15 protein-coding genes are annotated in these 18,192 nt (G+C 42.5%); 12 read left to right on the plus strand and 3 right to left on the minus strand.

Annotated elements, in window-relative coordinates; translation table 11 throughout:
• Positions 1-65: 65 nt before the first annotated feature.
• From J0X13_RS09445 to J0X13_RS09495, 11 genes are all read left to right on the plus strand, one after another.
• Positions 66-758: a hypothetical protein gene (locus J0X13_RS09445; RefSeq protein ID WP_207071193.1), complete on the plus strand. Its 693-nt coding sequence runs from the start codon at positions 66-68 to the stop codon at positions 756-758.
• Entirely contained in the window at positions 751-1,770 is a 1,020-nt protein-coding gene (gene pheS / locus J0X13_RS09450; RefSeq protein WP_207071194.1) for a phenylalanine--tRNA ligase subunit alpha, read from the plus strand. The genes J0X13_RS09445 and pheS overlap by 8 nt, the downstream gene beginning before the upstream one ends.
• A gap of 8 nt (positions 1,771-1,778) precedes the next feature.
• The gene (locus J0X13_RS09455; RefSeq protein WP_207071195.1) at positions 1,779-2,177 is read left to right on the plus strand and encodes a hypothetical protein; all 399 of its coding nucleotides are present in this window, start codon (positions 1,779-1,781) and stop codon (positions 2,175-2,177) included.
• Positions 2,178-2,281: 104 nt separating this feature from the next.
• The gene (locus J0X13_RS09460) at positions 2,282-2,761 is read left to right on the plus strand and encodes a GbsR/MarR family transcriptional regulator (protein WP_207071196.1); all 480 of its coding nucleotides are present in this window, start codon (positions 2,282-2,284) and stop codon (positions 2,759-2,761) included.
• 40 nt (positions 2,762-2,801) lie between these two features.
• A complete protein-coding gene (locus J0X13_RS09465; RefSeq protein ID WP_207071197.1) occupies positions 2,802-3,881 on the plus strand; it encodes an efflux RND transporter periplasmic adaptor subunit in 1,080 nt (359 codons plus the stop codon).
• Between the two features lie 32 nt (positions 3,882-3,913).
• Positions 3,914-7,060, plus strand: coding sequence for an efflux RND transporter permease subunit (locus J0X13_RS09470; RefSeq protein ID WP_207071198.1), 3,147 nt, complete (start codon positions 3,914-3,916; stop codon positions 7,058-7,060).
• 31 nt (positions 7,061-7,091) lie between these two features.
• Positions 7,092-8,492 carry an efflux transporter outer membrane subunit gene (locus J0X13_RS09475; protein WP_207071451.1) on the plus strand — a complete coding sequence of 467 codons (1,401 nt, stop codon included), beginning with the start codon at positions 7,092-7,094 and terminating at the stop codon, positions 8,490-8,492.
• 3 nt (positions 8,493-8,495) lie between these two features.
• Positions 8,496-9,101, plus strand: coding sequence for a TetR/AcrR family transcriptional regulator (locus tag J0X13_RS09480; protein WP_207071199.1), 606 nt, complete (start codon positions 8,496-8,498; stop codon positions 9,099-9,101).
• A gap of 140 nt (positions 9,102-9,241) precedes the next feature.
• Positions 9,242-10,441: a pyridoxal phosphate-dependent aminotransferase gene (locus J0X13_RS09485; protein ID WP_207028414.1), complete on the plus strand. Its 1,200-nt coding sequence runs from the start codon at positions 9,242-9,244 to the stop codon at positions 10,439-10,441.
• Positions 10,441-11,580 carry an AEC family transporter gene (locus tag J0X13_RS09490; protein ID WP_207071200.1) on the plus strand — a complete coding sequence of 380 codons (1,140 nt, stop codon included), beginning with the start codon at positions 10,441-10,443 and terminating at the stop codon, positions 11,578-11,580. The genes J0X13_RS09485 and J0X13_RS09490 overlap by 1 nt, the downstream gene beginning before the upstream one ends.
• Positions 11,581-11,634: 54 nt before the next feature.
• On the plus strand, positions 11,635-12,930 hold the full coding sequence (locus tag J0X13_RS09495; RefSeq protein ID WP_207071201.1) for a Zn-dependent hydrolase: 1,296 nt from the start codon (positions 11,635-11,637) through the stop codon (positions 12,928-12,930).
• 5 nt (positions 12,931-12,935) lie between these two features.
• Here the strand turns inward: J0X13_RS09495 and J0X13_RS09500 are convergent, their stop codons facing one another.
• A complete protein-coding gene (locus tag J0X13_RS09500) occupies positions 12,936-13,610 on the minus strand; it encodes a lysoplasmalogenase (RefSeq protein WP_207071202.1) in 675 nt (224 codons plus the stop codon).
• Positions 13,604-14,077, minus strand: a complete 474-nt coding sequence (locus tag J0X13_RS09505; RefSeq protein WP_207071203.1) for a CYTH domain-containing protein — start codon at positions 14,075-14,077, stop codon at positions 13,604-13,606. The genes J0X13_RS09500 and J0X13_RS09505 overlap by 7 nt, the downstream gene beginning before the upstream one ends.
• Before the next feature lie 27 nt (positions 14,078-14,104).
• On the opposite strand from J0X13_RS09505, the gene dinB reads away from it, so the two are divergent.
• Positions 14,105-15,205 (plus strand): DNA polymerase IV, encoded by a 1,101-nt coding sequence (gene dinB / locus J0X13_RS09510; RefSeq protein ID WP_207071204.1) that lies wholly within the window; start codon positions 14,105-14,107, stop codon positions 15,203-15,205.
• A 36-nt stretch (positions 15,206-15,241) separates the two neighbouring features.
• On the opposite strand, the gene J0X13_RS09515 is transcribed toward dinB, so the two are convergent.
• On the minus strand, positions 15,242-18,022 hold the full coding sequence (locus J0X13_RS09515; protein ID WP_207071205.1) for a M16 family metallopeptidase: 2,781 nt from the start codon (positions 18,020-18,022) through the stop codon (positions 15,242-15,244).
• Between the last annotated feature and the right edge of the window lie 170 nt (positions 18,023-18,192).

Consider the following 18,192-nt stretch of genomic DNA (forward strand, 5'->3'; position numbering starts at 1 on the left):
TTTATAAATTTACACTCAAGATATTGTCAATAACACTTATTTTGGCATTGATATTTTAAAAGCCCATGTTAGTCACAAAATTCCCTAATGATTCGGGTCCCATTTATTTGGAAACCATGGAGGGTAGGTTTCCTGTAGAGCCCTTTAACACATTCAGCAACCTTATATTTCTGGCATTGATCATTCACTGGAGCATCAAGGTGTATCGAAATCCAGGACAACACCGTTTTCTAGCTTGGGTTCTTCCCATTATTGGGATTAGCTATGTAGGGGGTACTGTTTTCCATGCCACGCGCAGCCACGAGTTTTGGCTTCGTTTGGATTGGATGCCAATTATGTTGCTTTGTGCAGCATTGGTCATCTATTTTATTTTTAAACTCGTCAACTCTTGGTGGCAACGGATTACTTGCATCATAGTTCTGCTCGGAACTTCCTTTTTACTACGTATACTTCCTATTCCCGCTGGAATGAGAATCTCTCTCGGCTATGTGATTACCGCAGCCACCATACTTATACCTATTACGTGGTACTTATTAAAGACCAAGGGCAAAAATATGGGCTTGGTCGTTACAGCCTTCTTAATTTTTTCGATTGCCGTTTTCTTTAGAAGCATCGATCTCCATCAAAATTTCTTCCCAATGGGCACCCATTGGTTATGGCATTTATTGGGCGGAATCGCAGTACATTTTTTAATTGCCTATATATTCAAGGACAATTTGCTAAATTTGTCCGCCAATAGCGTAAGCAGTCATGATTGATACCATAAAGGAACACATCGCCGAAGTAGAAAGGTTCACTTCGAACTCAATGGAAGAAATTGAAGCTTTCCGAATCAAGTATTTGGGGAAAAAAGGGCTTTTGAACAGTTTCTTTGCCGAATTCAAAAATGTGCCCAACGAGCAAAAGAAAGATTTTGGCAAGGTTGTCAATCAGCTAAAAAGTGCCGCTACCGATAAAGTCAACGAACTTAAGGAAGCCTTGGAAAACCAAACAGAGGCTGCTGGCAAGTATGGCGATCTTACCCGCCCGGGTGAACCGGTCGAAATCGGTGCCCGGCACCCCATTTCCATTGTAAAGAATCAAATTATAGATATTTTCTCTAGAATTGGTTTCAATGTATCCGAAGGTCCGGAAGTGGAAGACGACTGGCACAACTTTACAGCGTTGAATCTTCCAGAGTACCACCCTGCAAGGGATATGCAGGATACGTTTTTCATTCAAACAGACCCGGATATCCTATTGCGCACACATACCTCATCGGTACAGGTACGGTATATGGAAGCCAATAAACCACCCATCAGGACCATTTCTCCCGGAAGGGTATATCGAAACGAGGCCATTTCTGCACGCTCGCATTGCTTTTTCCATCAAGTGGAAGGTTTGTATGTGGACAAGAACGTTTCCTTCGCGGATTTGAAGCAGACCTTGCAATATTTCACTTCCGAAATGTTCGGCAAGTCAAAAATTAGATTGCGCCCGTCCTACTTTCCTTTTACGGAGCCAAGCGCTGAAGTTGATGTATACTGGGGCCTTGAAACCGAAACCGATTACCGTATGACCAAAGGTACTGGTTGGTTGGAGATAATGGGATGTGGTATGGTAGACCCCAACGTTCTGAAGAATTGCGGTATAGACCCCGAAGTATATTCCGGATTTGCGTTTGGTATGGGAATAGATCGTATTGCACTTCTTCTTCATCAAATTTCTGATATTCGCCTGCTTAGCGAAAACGATGTTCGTTTCTTGGAGCAGTTCAAAAGCGCATTGTAAACCATCTCATGAAAAAGGATATTGAAATTCCCGTTGCCAAGGATGTACACATTGCGATAATTCGCGAATGGAACGATGAATTTCTATCCAAAGATTGGAATGCCTATCTCATCAACAACCGAGCGGATGCCATTGAAATGACCATTGTAGTTTCCAAAGGTTTTGATGATGACAAAAAAACCTCGACCATGCGACATGGCATTGGCGTTGTCGAACCAAAGTCCTTTAAAAAAATTGAATTTATTCAAGAGGAGGTATTGGCGCTCAACAATGAATTCTTTGTTACCTTTTTTGCCGAAAACAAGCTCTTTGAAAAAAGGTTTCTATTTCCTAAACACTCCATTACGGAAAATCGCCTTACCACCATCCCCATTATAGAAAAAGAAGGGGTTCTTTCCGAGGGTTGATGGATATTTATCCGAACGAAACATTCTTTTAACAAAATTTTAGTCCTTGTTGGTTCGGTTTGTTCCGAACCAATTATAAATTTGTTGCTTCAAAAATCCATTGCATGGAATATACGAAGGAAGAAATTGTTGAAACATTAGGGGTACATTTGGAACAGGAGCACAACCTGCCACCATTGGCGGCCCGTATTTATGCCATTTTAATCTTAACGGACCAGGACGGACTCACCTTTGAGGATTGCTTGGAAAAAAGAGGGGCAAGCAAAAGCTCTACCTCTACCTCTTTGAATCTATTGTTGAATATGGGTGTAATTACCTATTTCACCAAGCCCGGCGATAGGAGAAGATATTTTAAAACGGCAAAGAAGAAAACCTTCTTCCTTTCCAAGCTCCAAGAGAACCTGAACCGTCTTGAAAGCGAAAAGCACATTATCACCTTGGTCATGGGGTATCATAAAAATTACAGTCCAAAAAAGTATGAGGAAGGACAGGAAAGAACCCAAGTTTACTTGGACTACGTCAACGAGAACGAGAAGATGTTAAAAAAATCAATCAAAAAACTAGAGTCAATTTTAAAAGAGTAATCACTCCAACAACCATAAACGTAACAAAGTAAGTTCGTACATGAAAACAATCAAATCAATATTAATATCAACAAGCGCACTTTTGGTCATGTCCTGTGGGGGCAAAAATCAGCAGCAAGCGGCAACAGGTTCCCAAACCCCTTCGCTCAAAGTAACTACTTTGGAAAAGCAGGACATCACTATATACAACTCCTATTCCACTAATATTCAAGGCAAACAGAATGTGGAAATATGGCCCAAAGTTTCGGGCTTTGTTCAAAACATTTATGTGGAAGAAGGACAACAAGTAACGAAAGGACAGTTATTGTTCAAACTGGAAACACAGACGCTTTCTCAAGATGCGGAAGCAGCCAAGGCCGCAGTTAATGTTGCCCAAGTAGAAGTGAACAAACTGGTTCCGCTTGTCGAAAAAAACATTATCAGCGAAGTACAATTGGAAACTGCCAAAGCGCAATTGGAACAGGCCAAAAGCAACTATAGCAGTATTACGGCGAACATTGGGTACTCCAACATTGTTAGCCCGGTAAATGGATATATCGGTGAGATTCCATATAAAGTTGGGGCTTTGGTCAGCAGTACCATGGGTGAACCATTGACCATGGTTTCAGATATAAGTGGTATCCGCGCCTATTTTTCAATGACCGAAAAGGAACTCTTGGAAATGAAAAGTGAGATGACCGAAGATGGCTCAACAGTTTCGGCAAAGAATACACCCGAAGTGGAATTGGTGATGATCAATGGCGAAACCTATCCGCAAAAAGGAAAAATCGCGATGGTGAACAACATCATCAACCCAACAACGGGAAGCGTAACCCTCAGGGCGGATTTTGACAATCCTAATTTATTATTGAGTTCGGGAAGTACGGGAACCATTAAGGTTCCATCCACCTATAAAGATGTTTTTGTCATCCCGCAATTTGTAACCGTGGATCTGCAAGGTACCAAAATGGTGTATCTGCTGAATAATGACAATACGGTAAAAACACTTCCCTTGAGCATCGTGGCCCAAACTGATAAGGAATTCATCGTAGAGGAAGGTTTGCAGGAAGGGCGCACCATTGTTACCGAAGGTGTATCCAAACTGAAAGATGGACAGACCATCAATCCAGTAAAACAATAATTGCCATCAATCATTTATAGAACAAATTATATATGTTCCAAAAATTTATAGATCGTCCTGTGCTCTCCACAGTAGTATCCGTGATCATTGTGATCTTGGGTATTCTTGGGCTTAGTACATTACCCGTAGAACAATATCCAGAAATTGCACCACCAACGGTACAGGTAAACGCCAATTATACCGGCGCCAATGCAGAAACAGTACTAAAAAGTGTGGTTATTCCGCTGGAAGAACAAATTAATGGTGTGGAGGGCATGACCTACATGACCTCATCGGCCAGTAACGATGGTACGGCCAACATCAGTGTGTTTTTTGAACTTGGTGTTGATCCCGATATTGCAGCGGTAAACGTTCAGAACCGGGTGGCAAGGGCCAATAGCTTGTTGCCACAAGAAGTTATAAACACCGGGGTTACCACCCAGAAAGCACAGAACAGTGCTCTTTTGTACTTCTCCATTTTCTCCGAAAATGAGGATTATGATGCCACCTTTGTGGAAAACTATGCTAAAATCAACCTGGTTCCCCAATTACAACGAATCAAAGGGGTTGGTAACGTAAATGTATTCGGCTCCAAGGATTATTCCATGCGTATCTGGATCTCTCCCGATAAAATGGCGGCCTATGACTTAGTCCCTGCGGATATTCAGGCAGCTCTACGGGAACAGAACAGGGAAGCTGCCACAGGCAAAATAGGGGAGAACGCTGATGGCATTTTTGAATATGTCATGAAATACAAAGGACGTTTGTCCGAAGTAAAGGAATACGAGAACATTATTCTTAAAACTACGGATGATGGTGGTTTTCTTCGCCTAAAAGATGTAGCTGAAATCGAACTCGGCGCACTGAGCTACGTTAGGAAGAACTCTGGTATGGGAAACCCCGGTGTTGCTGTGGGGGTTTTCCAAACCTCTGGTTCCAATGCAAGGGATATCATCGACGAGATTGAAACCATTTTAGAGGAATCAAAAGCAGATTTCCCAACGGGATTGGATTATGTAATTCCGTTCAACTCCAAAGATTTCTTGGATGCTTCCATAGATCATGTGGTGCAAACCTTGATTGAGGCATTTATCCTGGTATTTATTGTGGTATTCCTGTTCCTTCAGGATTTCAGGTCCACTCTAATTCCAGCTATTGCGGTACCCGTGGCCATTGTAGGTACTTTTTTCTTCCTGCAATTGTTCGGCTACTCCATCAACATGTTAACACTTTTCGCCATGATCTTGGCCATTGGTATTGTGGTAGATGATGCCATCGTGGTGGTCGAAGCTGTCCATGCCAAACTGGAAGATGGAGCCGATTCGGCAAAAACCGCCACTAAGAATGCGATGAGCGAAATTTCGGGAGCCATTATCTCCATTACCTTGGTTATGTCAGCAGTATTTATTCCTGTTTCCTTTATTCAAGGTTCCTCTGGAGTGTTCTACCAACAGTTTGGTATTACCTTGGCGGTGGCCATTTTGATTTCTGCCGTGAACGCTTTAACGTTAAGTCCCGCTTTGGCGGCATTGTTCTTAAAACCTCATGACCATGAAAAAGGCAAAAAGTCAAATGTATTAGCGCGTTTCTTCAGGGCATTTAATACTGGTTTTACGGCAATCACCAATAAATACACGAATTCCATTGGCACTTTGGTGAAGCGTAAATGGATTACGCTTGCCCTGCTATTGGGCTTTAGTGCATTGGCCATTTTCTTGTTCCGTTCCACGCCTTCCGGTTTTGTGCCAGATGAGGATCGCGGGATGATCTTTGTAAACGTGAGCATGCCCCCGGGCACTACCATTGAAAAAACCGAGGAAACCATTATGAAATTGGATTCCATCTATGAGTCCATGGATATTATCGATGCAAGAATGAGCGTAGCCGGGTTTAGTTTATTGAGCCGTGTAAGTGCAGGGTCCTACGCATTCTCAATTATGAAATTGAAGGACTGGAGTGAGAGGGATGCGGATTCCTTATCGGTGGACGCCACCATGCAACGATTGTACGGAATAACATCGGGTTTCAATGATGCGGAGATCATCTACTTTACCCCTCCGAGTATACAAGGGTTTGGTACCAGTTCCGGTTTTGAAGTACAGCTTCAGAGCAAGACTGGTGAAGACTGGAACTCCATCAATGATGTGAAGAATCAGTTTTTGGGAGCTTTGAATGCTAGGCCCGAAGTCCAATACGCCATTTCCCAGTTCGATCCAGGTTTCCCTCAGTACAACTTGGACATCGATATGGAAAAAGTGAAAATGGCCGGGCTGACAGCGACCGATATTTTTAATGCGCTCCAAGGTTATTATGGAGGTATTTATGCGACCGACTTCAATAAGTTTGGTAAGCAATACCGTGTAATGATTCAGGCTAAACCTGAAGACCGTGCCAATGAAAACTCTTTGAACCACATTTTTGTTAGAAACACCAATGGGGAATCTGTTGCGGTGAGTCAGTTTGTGGACCTTAAGAAAATCTACGGACCAGAACTGGTACAACGATTCAACCTGTTGAGTTCCGTAAAAATAACAGGGGTGCCAAATCCAGGCTATAGTACTGGAGATGCGATTATGGCCATTGAGGAAGTGGCAGCACAAGTACTGCCAAACTCCTATACCTACGATTATTCTGGATTGACAAGGGAAGAAAGCAATGCAGGTTCGCAGACCATACTCATTTTTATTTTGAGCTTGGTATTCGTTTACTTTCTCTTGAGCGCACAATATGAAAGCTATATTTTACCTCTTTCCATATTGTTCTCTTTACCTTTTGGTATCGCAGGAGCCATTCTTTTTATCAATGTAGCTGGCTTGCAGAACAATATTTACTTCCAGATTGCCTTGATCATGTTGATTGGTCTGTTGGCCAAAAATGCCATTTTGATCGTGGAGTTTGCATTACAACGTAGACGGGCAGGCTTATCGTTGTTTGATGCAGCTGCAGATGGTGCGCGCGCAAGGCTCCGTCCCATTTTAATGACATCCTTCGCATTCATATTCGGTCTGTTGCCATTGGCGCTTTCTTCTGGGATAGGCGCCATCGGAAACCGTTCCATCGGCGTGAGTGCGGTGGGCGGAATGCTAGTGGGAACCATCTTGGGTGTATTTATTATTCCCGTGCTATTTGTAGTGTTCCAGGCATTGCAGGAACGTATTTCCGGCAAGCCCGAAAAACTTCAACATATTGACAATGCCTAATTATCCTTTGATCGAACAACGTACATCATCCATGAAAATAAAATCCACATATAAACTGCTCTTGGTACTTACAGCGCCACTGTTGTTGCAATCTTGTTTTGTGGCCAAAAACTACTCAAGACCAGAAGTAGAGACAGAAAATCTATACCGGACCGACAATTTGCCACAAGACAGCGTTTCAATCGCCGATATCTCTTGGCGGGACCTGTTCAACGACGAGCAACTAAAGTCCTACATTGAGCAAGGCCTGGAGAACAACATAGACATCCGGATTGCGCTACAAAATGTTGTGGCAGCCGAAGCTTATGTAAAACAAGGTAAGGCTGGTTACTTCCCAACTCTTTCAGGCACGGCCAGTTTTACAAGGACCAAAAACTCCCGAAACAGTCAGTTTGGTAGCTTTTTTACCAGTGCCCTGGAACAATATGAATTGTCCGGAAGCCTATCGTGGGAAGCAGATGTTTGGGGCAAGATCAGAAGTAATAAGCGCGCCTTTAGTGCTTCATATTTGCAGAGTGTTTCGGCACATCAAGCGGTAAAAACCAACTTGATCGCCAACATTGCCTCTACCTACTATCAATTGTTGGCTTTGGACAAACAGTTAGAAGTATCCAAACAAACCTTGGAAGCCAGAAAAAACAGTTTGGAGACCACCATAGCACTAAAAGATGCTGGCCAGGTTACCGAAGTCGCCGTAAAACAAACGGAAGCCCAAGTACATAGCACGGAAATTATAGTGATCGACCTTGAGAACAACATCAAGCTGTTGGAAAATGCCTTTAGTATTCTATTGGGTGAAGCACCACAGAAAATTCAACGTGGTAGTTTGGACAATCAGGCCATTGACACTGAATTGCGCACGGGTGTTCCTTATTTGTTGTTGGCGAACCGTCCAGATGTGATGCAAGCAGAATATGGTCTTATCAATGCTTTTGAATTAACCAACGTCGCCAAAAGCAGTTTGTACCCTTCATTGAGGTTGTCGGCAGCAGGAGGCTTTCAAAGTTTGGAACTGGACAATTGGTTGGATGCCAGTTCACTATTTTCCAGTTTAGTGGGATCCTTGACCCAACCCATTTTTAACGGTAGACAACTTCGTACGCAAATGGAAGTCGCCAAAGCCCAGCAGCAGCAAGCCTTACTGAACTATAAACAAGCCTTGCTCACCGCCGGCAGGGAAGTAAGTGATGCGCTTTACACCTATGACGCCGAAACCCAGAAGTTGGAGGCCCGTTCCAAAGAACTACAAGCATATGCCACAGCGGAAGAATATTCAGAAGAATTACTGAACAATGGCTTGGCGAACTATTTGGAAGTGCTGACCGCTCGACAGAATGCATTGAATTCCGAACTGAACCATGTAGATTCCCAATACAGGCAACTGAGAGCCATCATAGAATTGTATAGAGCATTGGGCGGAGGCTGGAAGTAAAAAATGGCAGAGAGTAAAAACGATATATTGGCCTATGCTCTAGAGAACTTCACTAAATTTGGAAGCAAACGGTTCTCCATGGACGAATTGGCCAAGAACCTCGGTATCTCCAAAAAAACACTCTACAAGCATTTTAGCAGCAAAGAAGAATTGGTCAAGGAAAGTTTGACCCATTATTTTGGTAAGATCAAAGGCAATATTGACGATTACATGCTCATCAATCCCAATGAGGAGCAGCCTCTTACCACAATAATATACATTTACAAACAGGGGTTGATCACTTTTCAGGAGATCAACCCCTCCTTTCTTCATGGACTCAACAAGTATTACCCCACCGCTTATAAAATTTATTCCCAGCTAAAGAATGACATTGTTTGGGATGTTGTATGTCCACTATTAAAAAAAGCACAAGGCTTGGGACAAGTAAGAAAAAATGTAAAAGTGGAACTGGTTTGTTCACTTTTTTTGGCCAGAATGGAAGAAACCGTGTATTCAAAGGCCGATTTATTCCTTGAATACAGTATCCACGAATTGCTAGACCATATCATTATCAACAACCTAAGGGGCATTCTCACATTGGAATATCTTAAAAAAAGCCCCCTTCAATAGTAGTCCCAACTAACAATTTTTTAAAGAAACCCCTTCAATTTTAATAAATTCGTTTATAAAAGCCTGATTTTTACGTTTTTAGTGTTGTTTTTAGCAAAATGATCGCGTAGTTTTAATTTCTTCTAAAAACTAATAAACCAATGGGAACTAAAACTAACATCAACAGACGTGATTGGATCAGAAAAAGTATGCTCACCGCAGGTGGTGCAATGGCATTGCCTTATATCGGATTAGCCGAAAAACCAAAGGCTCCATTAACCTTGGATTCCCAAGGAAATGCAGTTTACAGTCCGTTCTTTAAGGAATACTTGCCAAAACCTGAAGACGCACTTCCAGAATTGGCGGCAAAATTGAATGCCAACGAAAACCCATACGGTCCTTCACCTATGGCCTTAGAGGCTTTCAAAAATTCAGCTGCTGGAGGAAACAGATATGCATGGAAAGAGTTGTTTCAACTGGTAGATAAAATTGCAGATTTTGAAGGCGTTGAGAGTAAAAACGTAATGATGGGACCCGGTTCTTCCGATTTATTGGAAAAAACGGCCATGGTTTTCTTTATGAACGGAGGTAATGTGGTTTCTGCAGACCCAGCTTATATGTCACTTATACAAGTGGCTGAATCTGTTGGTGCAACTTGGAAGCCTGTTCCATTGAAAGATGATTGGTCGCACGACCTTAAAGCTATGGAAGAGGCCATTGATGATGAAACCAAATTGGTTTATATATGTAACCCCAACAACCCAACGGGCTCTATGACCGATCATGAAGAATTGGTCGACTTCTGCTCTAGAGTGTCAGAAAAAGTTCCCGTATTTGTGGACGAAGCCTATTTATGGTTCTTGGACGAAGGAGCCAAAAAAAGTATGGTTTCTTTGGTAAATGAAGGCAAAGATGTAATCATCGCGAGAACCTTCTCCAAAATTCACGGTATGGCCGGACTTCGTGTCGGATATATTGTTGCCCTTGAAGAGACTTTGGGAAGGCTACAAAAAATTACACGTGGCGGTATGGGAATTACCTTGCCATCGGTTTACGCTGCTATAGCTGCCATGGATGATGATGCGTTCATTGAAAAATCCCGTAACCTAAATGCCGAGTGCCGAGAATACGTGTACAACAGCCTAGAGAAAATGGGTATAACTTCTTATGTGCCCTCTTCAACAAGTTTTATCATATTCCCTATCGAAATGGAGGGTAGAGCATTTTTAGAGCAAATGACTGAGTTAAAGGTGGGGGTTCGTGCTTTCCAATTTATGGACCAAAACTGGTGCCGTGTCAGTATGGGAACCATGGACGAAATGAAAACATTTACCGCCGCACTCAATAAAGTGTTGGTATAGTGGATGTAGGTATTCAAAAAACCATTGTATTTCTTTTTTTCATCTTCATTGGAATTTTACTCAAAGTAAAGTTTAAGTCCAAGGAGGAGATCACTGGAATAAAAAAGGTGATTCTTAACCTAGCATTGCCAGCAACCATATTTATTGCGCTGCTCGGCATAAAGGTGGAATTACATCTGTTGATATTGCCCTTTTTGGCCCTTGGGCTTAACCTATTATTGTTTTTTGCCATGCCCTTTATATTGCCCCTCATGGGTGTTGGCAAAGGAACCTCGGAGTATAGAACGGCCAAATTACTAGTACCTTCATTAGCTCCCGGACTGTCTTCCTTTCCATTTATATTGGAATTTTTAGGGGAAGACTTTCTGGCCAAAGCTGCCATGTCGGATTTAGGAAACAAGGTTTTTGTGCTCTTCTTTTTATACTTAGTGGCCATGAACTGGCATTATAGCCTACAATCCAGCGAAAAGAAAAATGGTGGAACCAAATTAAAGCCCTTGATCAAGGCCATGATTTCTGAGCCTGTAAATGTATTTATTGGAGCAGCTTTGGTGTTGTTGGCCTTTGGTCTCAGCATGGATTCGCTTCCATTTTTTATGAGCGAGACCCTGGAGAAACTTAGCTTGATCATGACACCTTTAGTACTGTTGTTCATAGGATTGGCCGTAAAAATCAAAAGGAAACAGTTCTTCCAGATTTTTTCTTTGCTGTGTACCCGTGCTGCCTTGGTTTTACTGATTTCGGGCATTTTTGTAACCGTTGCAGGTGTTGAGGCCCGAAATGAAATATTGCTCACAATGGCCTTTGGTTTAAGTGCATGTAGTTTTTGGCCGTACGCTCATATAGCAGCTGTCGATAGTATGGAAATGGACAAAAAATCCAAGAAGAGAACATTCAGCAGTGATTTTGGCGTGGCTATACTGGCTCTTTCGTTCCCATTGTCCACTATGTTGATCTTAGCAACACTCAATAGCGGTTCTTTCTTTGTAAATCCCTTACATATTTTCTTGGTAGCAATTGTGCTCTTGGCAGTTGGGTTTGCTATTCCTTTGATCAGCGGGGTCAGCAAAAAAAAGTGGTCGGAGCAAAAATTGACCCCTCATGAAATAAATTCTGCTGCTGCGGAAAAAGCTGCCTAGCATTCGTAAGAAAAGTTAGTTCAAAATCCCTATTTTTAAAGAAACTAGGTAATCATGAAACAATCCCTCAACATCGTTCTTTTCCTATTTTTTATTGGAAGTCTATCGGCCCAACAAGCTGACATTCAAGTAAATCAAGCCCGCCTTGAAGACAGGATATTTGACCTTGCCGAATTCGGCCTTCAGGAGAACGGTGAAACAGAGCGGGTCGCTTTTAGCGATGCAGATATCGAAGCCCGAAACTGGGTCATTAAAACCTTAAAGGATTTTGGCATGGAAGTAAAGGTCGATGCCGCAGGAAACATTATCGGAACCAGAAAGGGAACCGATGTATCCAAAAACCCTATTGCTTTTGGCTCCCATATTGACCGCGTTCCCAATGGCGGAAATTATGATGGCTGCGTAGGTTCCATGGCTGCTTTGGAAGTTATTGAAACACTGAACGAGAACAACATCAAAACAAATCACCCCTTGGAAGTTATTATTTTCCCGAACGAAGAAGGCGGTGTTATGGGAAGCAGGGCCATGGCAGGAAATCTGGGCAGATCGGCACTTGGTGTGATCAATTCCACTGGTTACTCCATGGGTGAAGGAATCATGAGGATTGGTGGAGATACCACAAAGCTCAAAGAAGCCAAACGAGAAAAAGGCAGCTTAGCCGCGTTCTTGGAGCTTCATATTGAACAGGGCGGTAAACTTGAAAAAGAAAACCTGGACATCGGCATTGTGGAAGGCATTGTTGGCCTTAATTGGTGGGACGTTGTATTCACTGGATTTGCTAACCATGCAGGAACCACTCCCATGGACGCCAGACAAGATGCCCTATTGGCTGCTGCCAAATATATCGTAGCGGTAAACGAGATTACCAATAGTTTCGAAGGAACCCAGGTCGGCACCGTAGGTCGAATCAAGGCAGAGCCGGGAGCACCCAACGTAATACCAGGAAAGGTAACCGCCAGTCTGGAAATTCGCGACCTCTCTTCAGAAGTAATTCAAAATGTATATCAAGCTATTAAGCAAAAAACAGAGGAGATAGCCAAAGCTTCCAACGTTTCGGTAGAATTCTTGCCCTTGGACACCACTGCGGAACCAGCCTTAACGGATAACAGTATCCAAAAAGAAATAGAATCTTCCGCTAAATCCTTAGGGCTAAGCTATCAGTATATGCCAAGTGGTGCAGGCCATGACACACAGGATATATCAAGATTTGCCCCGGTGGGGATGATTTTTGTCCCGAGCAAAGGAGGAATCAGTCACTCGCCCAAAGAATTTACATCCGCAGAAGACATGGCCAATGGTGCCAATGTGCTTTTACATTCCATTTTGGCTTTAGATAAGAAGTTGGATTGATATTTTTATTGGTCGCCAGACAAGATTATACCCTTCGTTGCATTGGCAATAAACGAGATACTCATCCAATACGTGGCCAAAATCAATGCACCCGATAGGTAAAACGGAGTTTTAAATTTAGCAATCGCCAACAAAGTATCTGAAAACATAAAGAACAATACACCCATTGCCATCCAAGCATGCGCATTGTTCATTTCTCTAAAGTAAAGACCCACTCCTTGCCATGCCATAAACGTGATGACCAACACATAAATGAAAACGGGTAGCAGCAAATCTCCCAACCCTGGGCTTAGCCAAAAAAACAATGCTCCGGCTATACCAAAGAGAAGCAGAAAGGAAACCCAGTTCTTGTAAAATCCTTTATAAAGGACAAATGATACGGCAAATAGGACATGAGCCACTAAAAACGCCACAAGACCCAGTAAAAAGTATTCCTTAAAAAGCAATAGTATATCGCCGAGTAAACAGAAGACCAAGGCAATGGTGACCATTCGACCTAATTGAACATGGCTCTTTTTTGGAGTAAAAAACAGTAAAGCGATTACCAAAATCGTTGTCAATGGCTTGAATATCTTAAAAAGGTTCCCTTCATTATACATCCCAAAGTAAATGGCCAAACATGCGGACACCAATATCAATATATTGATCGTCCATTTTGTTTTAACTATTTTATCTACCATTTATTAAACGGTTTTAAGCTTAACTGCGAATTATAATATTGTACTTGTCCTGTAACTTCCTCACCCAGCCATTCCGGTTTCTCAAAGCGTTCTTCTTCGTGTTTGAGTTCTACTTCTGCCAAAACAAGTCCTTTGTTTTCGCCCAAAAACTCGTCCACTTCGAATAAATGATTACCAAAAGGCACTTCAAATCGCATTTTCTCCAAAATTCCTGCCTCACATAGATCGATCAAATTCGTTGCTTCGGAGGAACTGATTTCGGTCTCCCATTCAAATCGTGTGGTCCCTGATTCGTTACTAGCTCCTTTAACCGTCAAAAAGCCCTGGTCACCTTTTATTCTAACCCTCACGGTTCTGTCCGGGTCCGTATTCAAGAATCCCTGTACGATCCGAATCTTGGATGTAGCTTTTTGTTTATACCCATCCGACTTGACCAAAAACTTTCGTTCTATTTCCAAATGTTCCATCAAACTAAATATACCCTAAATTTGAAAATGGACTTTGATTTTCCCTTAAGAAAAATTATTCATGTAGATATGGATGCCTTTTACGCATCCGTGGAACAGCATGATAATCCAGAACTCATGGGAAAACCAATTGCAGTCGGGGGAGGTTCTAAACGTGGTGTGGTCTCCGCTGCAAGCTACGAGGCACGAAAATTTGGGGTGCGAAGTGCCATGGCCGGTGCCATTGCGCGTAGAAATTGTCCCGATCTCATATTTGTGAAGCCCCGCTTTGACCGTTACAAGGAAGTATCTATGCAGATTCGGAGTATTTTTTTTGAATACACTGACCTAGTGGAACCCCTTTCCTTGGACGAGGCCTATTTGGATGTGACGGAAAACAAAAAGGGAAATCCTTCAGCAACTTTGATTGCAAAAGAAATCCGTCAAAAAATTTTTGATAAAACAGGTTTGACCGCATCTGCTGGAATATCCATAAACAAATTTATAGCCAAGGTCGCCAGTGATTACAACAAACCCAACGGACAGAAAACCGTAAACCCAGAGGAAGTCCTAGAATTTTTGGAAAACTTGGACATTCGAAAGTTTTATGGGGTAGGCAAGGTCACCGCCGAAAAGATGTACCGTTTGGGAATTTTTACGGGTAAAAATCTAAAAGAAAAGTCATTGGAGTTCCTCAACCAGCATTTTGGAAAGAGTGGGAGCCATTATTACCATGTGGTACGAGGAATACATTTGAGCAGCGTAAAACCTGATCGAATTCCCAAATCCGTTGGTGCAGAGCGTACATTTTCCGAGAACCTCAGCAGTGAGATCTTTATGCTGGAAAAATTGGAAAATATTGCCAACGAACTGGAAAGAAGACTTCAAAAATCCAAAATTGCGGGAAAAACAGTGACTTTGAAGATAAAGTACAGTGACTTTACATTACAGACCCGAAGCAAGACCATTCCCTATTTTATAGCCAGTAAAGATTTGATTTTGGAAACAGCTAAAGAACTTTTATACCAATCCTCTTTGGAAAATTCGGTAAGGTTATTGGGTATTTCATTGGCCAACCTCAACACGGAAAAGGAAAAAGAACAGCCTAAAAAGGAGTCCGTGCTGGTTCAGCTCAAGTTTGACTTTTAAAATAAAAAGCCTCCCTTTCGGGAGGCGCATTATTATTTAATTCTTGATATCCGTTTCCATCGGTTTTACTGCTGGCTTCTTGGGATTGCCATCGGCATCGATTTCTATGATGTTGTCAAAACCAAGTTCATCCAACTTGTTGATGATCTCGGCTCGATCTCCTACCATAAACCAGTTTACCTTTTCTGGCTGTACCACTTCGTTGCTCACTTTTCTGATATCATCCACAGAAAGGTTCCGTACGTTCTGGTCGTATTTTTGATAGTAATCGTCTGGCAGGTCGTACCGTATCAAATTCCTTACCGAACTGTTTACCGAACTATTTGTTTCCCATTGACCAGGAAGTTTCAGAACCTGATTGGTCTTTACTTTCTCCAGCTCTTCACTGGTGGCAGGCCTTGTGGAAGTGAACTCCGATATTTCCTTTCTGATCTCTGTAACGGATTCCGCTGTTTTATCAGTTTGCACCGGTGCATAAACAATAAATGGGCGTTCTTCCTTGGAACCCAGTACAAACCCTCCTGCTCCGTAGGACCAGTGTTTATCTTCCCTCAAGTTCATATTGATTCGGGAAGTAAAATCACCCCCAAGAATATTGACCATTTGCTCCAAAGCTATTTCATTAACATCCCCATACTTCTCTGTCAAATGTCCCGCCAAAATAACTGATTGTTGGGATTCTGGTCGGTTCATTAAATACAGCGTATTCTGGGAATTGGTCTGGGGTTCGTTAAATGCTATGGTAGGCACATCTCCTCTTTTCCATTTGCCCAATGTTTTTTCCAACTTGGATTTCAACTCGCTCATCTCCACATCTCCCGTAACAATTAAGGTGGAATTGTTGGGCTTGAACCAAGTGTTGTAAAATTCGACCACGTCTTCCCTTGTCAACTTTGAGACCGTATCCTCATAACCAGTGCCGGTGTAAGGACTGCTGTAAGGGTGGTCTTCCCCGTATAGGTATTTGTTCATGACTCTCAAGGCCATGGTGATGGGTTGGGACTTTTCTTGTTTTATATTATTGATCTGTTCCTTTTGTAAGCGATCAAACTCTTTTTCAGGGAATACCGGGTTGAGCACCACGTCCATGAACAGGTCCAGACTGGCATCCAGACTTGGTTTTAAGGTACTCATGTACACATTGGATTCATCCTGACTGGAAAAAGTATTCAAGGACGCGCCCAACAACTGAAGTTGCTCGTTTATTTCCAATGATGTTTTGTCCTTTGTTCCCTCATCCATCAGATTCATCGCCAAATTTGCTGTTCCAGGACTGGACAGATAATCGGTTTTGTACCCCGCATCGGCAACCAAATTGATGATTACCGTAGGCACTCCTTTACGCTGTGCCAACACAACGTTAAGACCATTGGATAGTTGCATGCGTTGCAATTCTGGGAATTTTGAGCTTTTCGGCGCACCCAATTCCGGCAATTTGCTTCTGTCCACGGAAGATTCAACAATATCATACTCTGGGAATGGGCGACATATCAAAATATGTTTTCCTTTGGTGAGCCATTTTTCAGCGGTCTTCCGAAGATCTTCGGTTGTTGCTTCTTCCACGTACTCCAATTTAGTTTTGTAGTACGATGCATCTCCGTGATACGTTTGGTTGGAGGCAAGAATATCCGACACTCCGCCAAAACCACCGATACGTTCCAAACCTTTAATAAAATTAGCGAAGTAATTGGCCTTTACCCTTTTTAATTCATCCTCTGTGGGCCCCTCTTTAATGAATCTCTCTATCTCCGCCTCAAGTTCCCTTTCCAGTTTTGCCGGGTCTTCTCCCCCTTTAACATTCAAGTATGTAATAAATCGACTTGCAATTTCGCTAGATGCTTGAAAAGAGACCGCAGCACTGGCCGATTGGTCTTGATAAATAAATTTTTGGTACAATCTTGAGTTTTTCCCACTTGTCAATATGGCTGAGATCAAGTCAAAATGAAGGTCTTCCTTAAACCCAAATGGCGGTGTGTTCCATGCAAATAAAACCCGTGTCTCGGGAACACGGTCCTGGTATTCTTGACGGGAATCATAGATTTTGTTGGGAATATTGACCTCTTGGCGTTCCACTGTTGGGCCGGAAGGTATGTCCCCAAAATATTTGATCACTTTTTGATGCACTTCTTCGGCATCAATATCACCTGCCACGGCAACGACGGCATTGGCAGCACCGTAGTAAGATTTGAACCACTCTTGCACATCTTCCAAGGAGGCGGCGTTCAAATCTTCCATTTCCCCGATAACCGTCCAGGAATACGGGTGCCCTTTGGGATACATAGCCTTGGTCAAATAATCCCATTGCATACCATATGGTTGGTTTTCCCCTTGTCTTTTCTCATTTTGAACAACCCCTCGTTGCTCATCCAACTTTTCTTGGTCAATGGCGCCTAATAAGTGCCCCATACGGTCGGACTCCAAAAACAGTACTTGGTCCAAGGCAGAAACGGGTACGTTCTGGAAATAGTTGGTCCGATCGGTGTTCGTGGTTCCATTAAGATCAGTTCCTCCAATGCTTTCCAACGCCTGAAAATAATCCGTGTTGTAATTTTCACTTCCGTTGAACATCAGGTGCTCAAAAAGGTGGGCAAATCCACTTTTTCCCGGTTTTTCATTTTTAGATCCCACGTGGTACCAAACGTTCACAGCGGCTATGGGCGCTTTATGATCTTCGTGGACCAGAAGTGTAAGTCCATTTTTAAGCGTGTATTTTTTGTAATCGATGTCAATGTCATCCCCTTTAAACTGAAATCCTTGTCCAAAACCCATGGAACAGGACAAAAGGCCCACAATGGAGGCCAGAAGTAACTTTTTCATTTTGGTAGTGTTTATAATTTGATTGATAAAATTGAATATTACAAGATAGCAAATTGTTTGCAACAAACGCTACTTTAAACAGTTAGCTTAAGAATAGGGGTTCTTTGCTGATGGAGAACACCTTGTTTTGCACAAAAACCTTCATTTTCTATCGCATGGTTATCGGTTTA

This window comes from [Muricauda] lutisoli (nom. illeg.), from assembly GCF_017313105.1.
In the GTDB taxonomy this organism is placed as follows: domain Bacteria; phylum Bacteroidota; class Bacteroidia; order Flavobacteriales; family Flavobacteriaceae; genus Flagellimonas; species Flagellimonas lutisoli.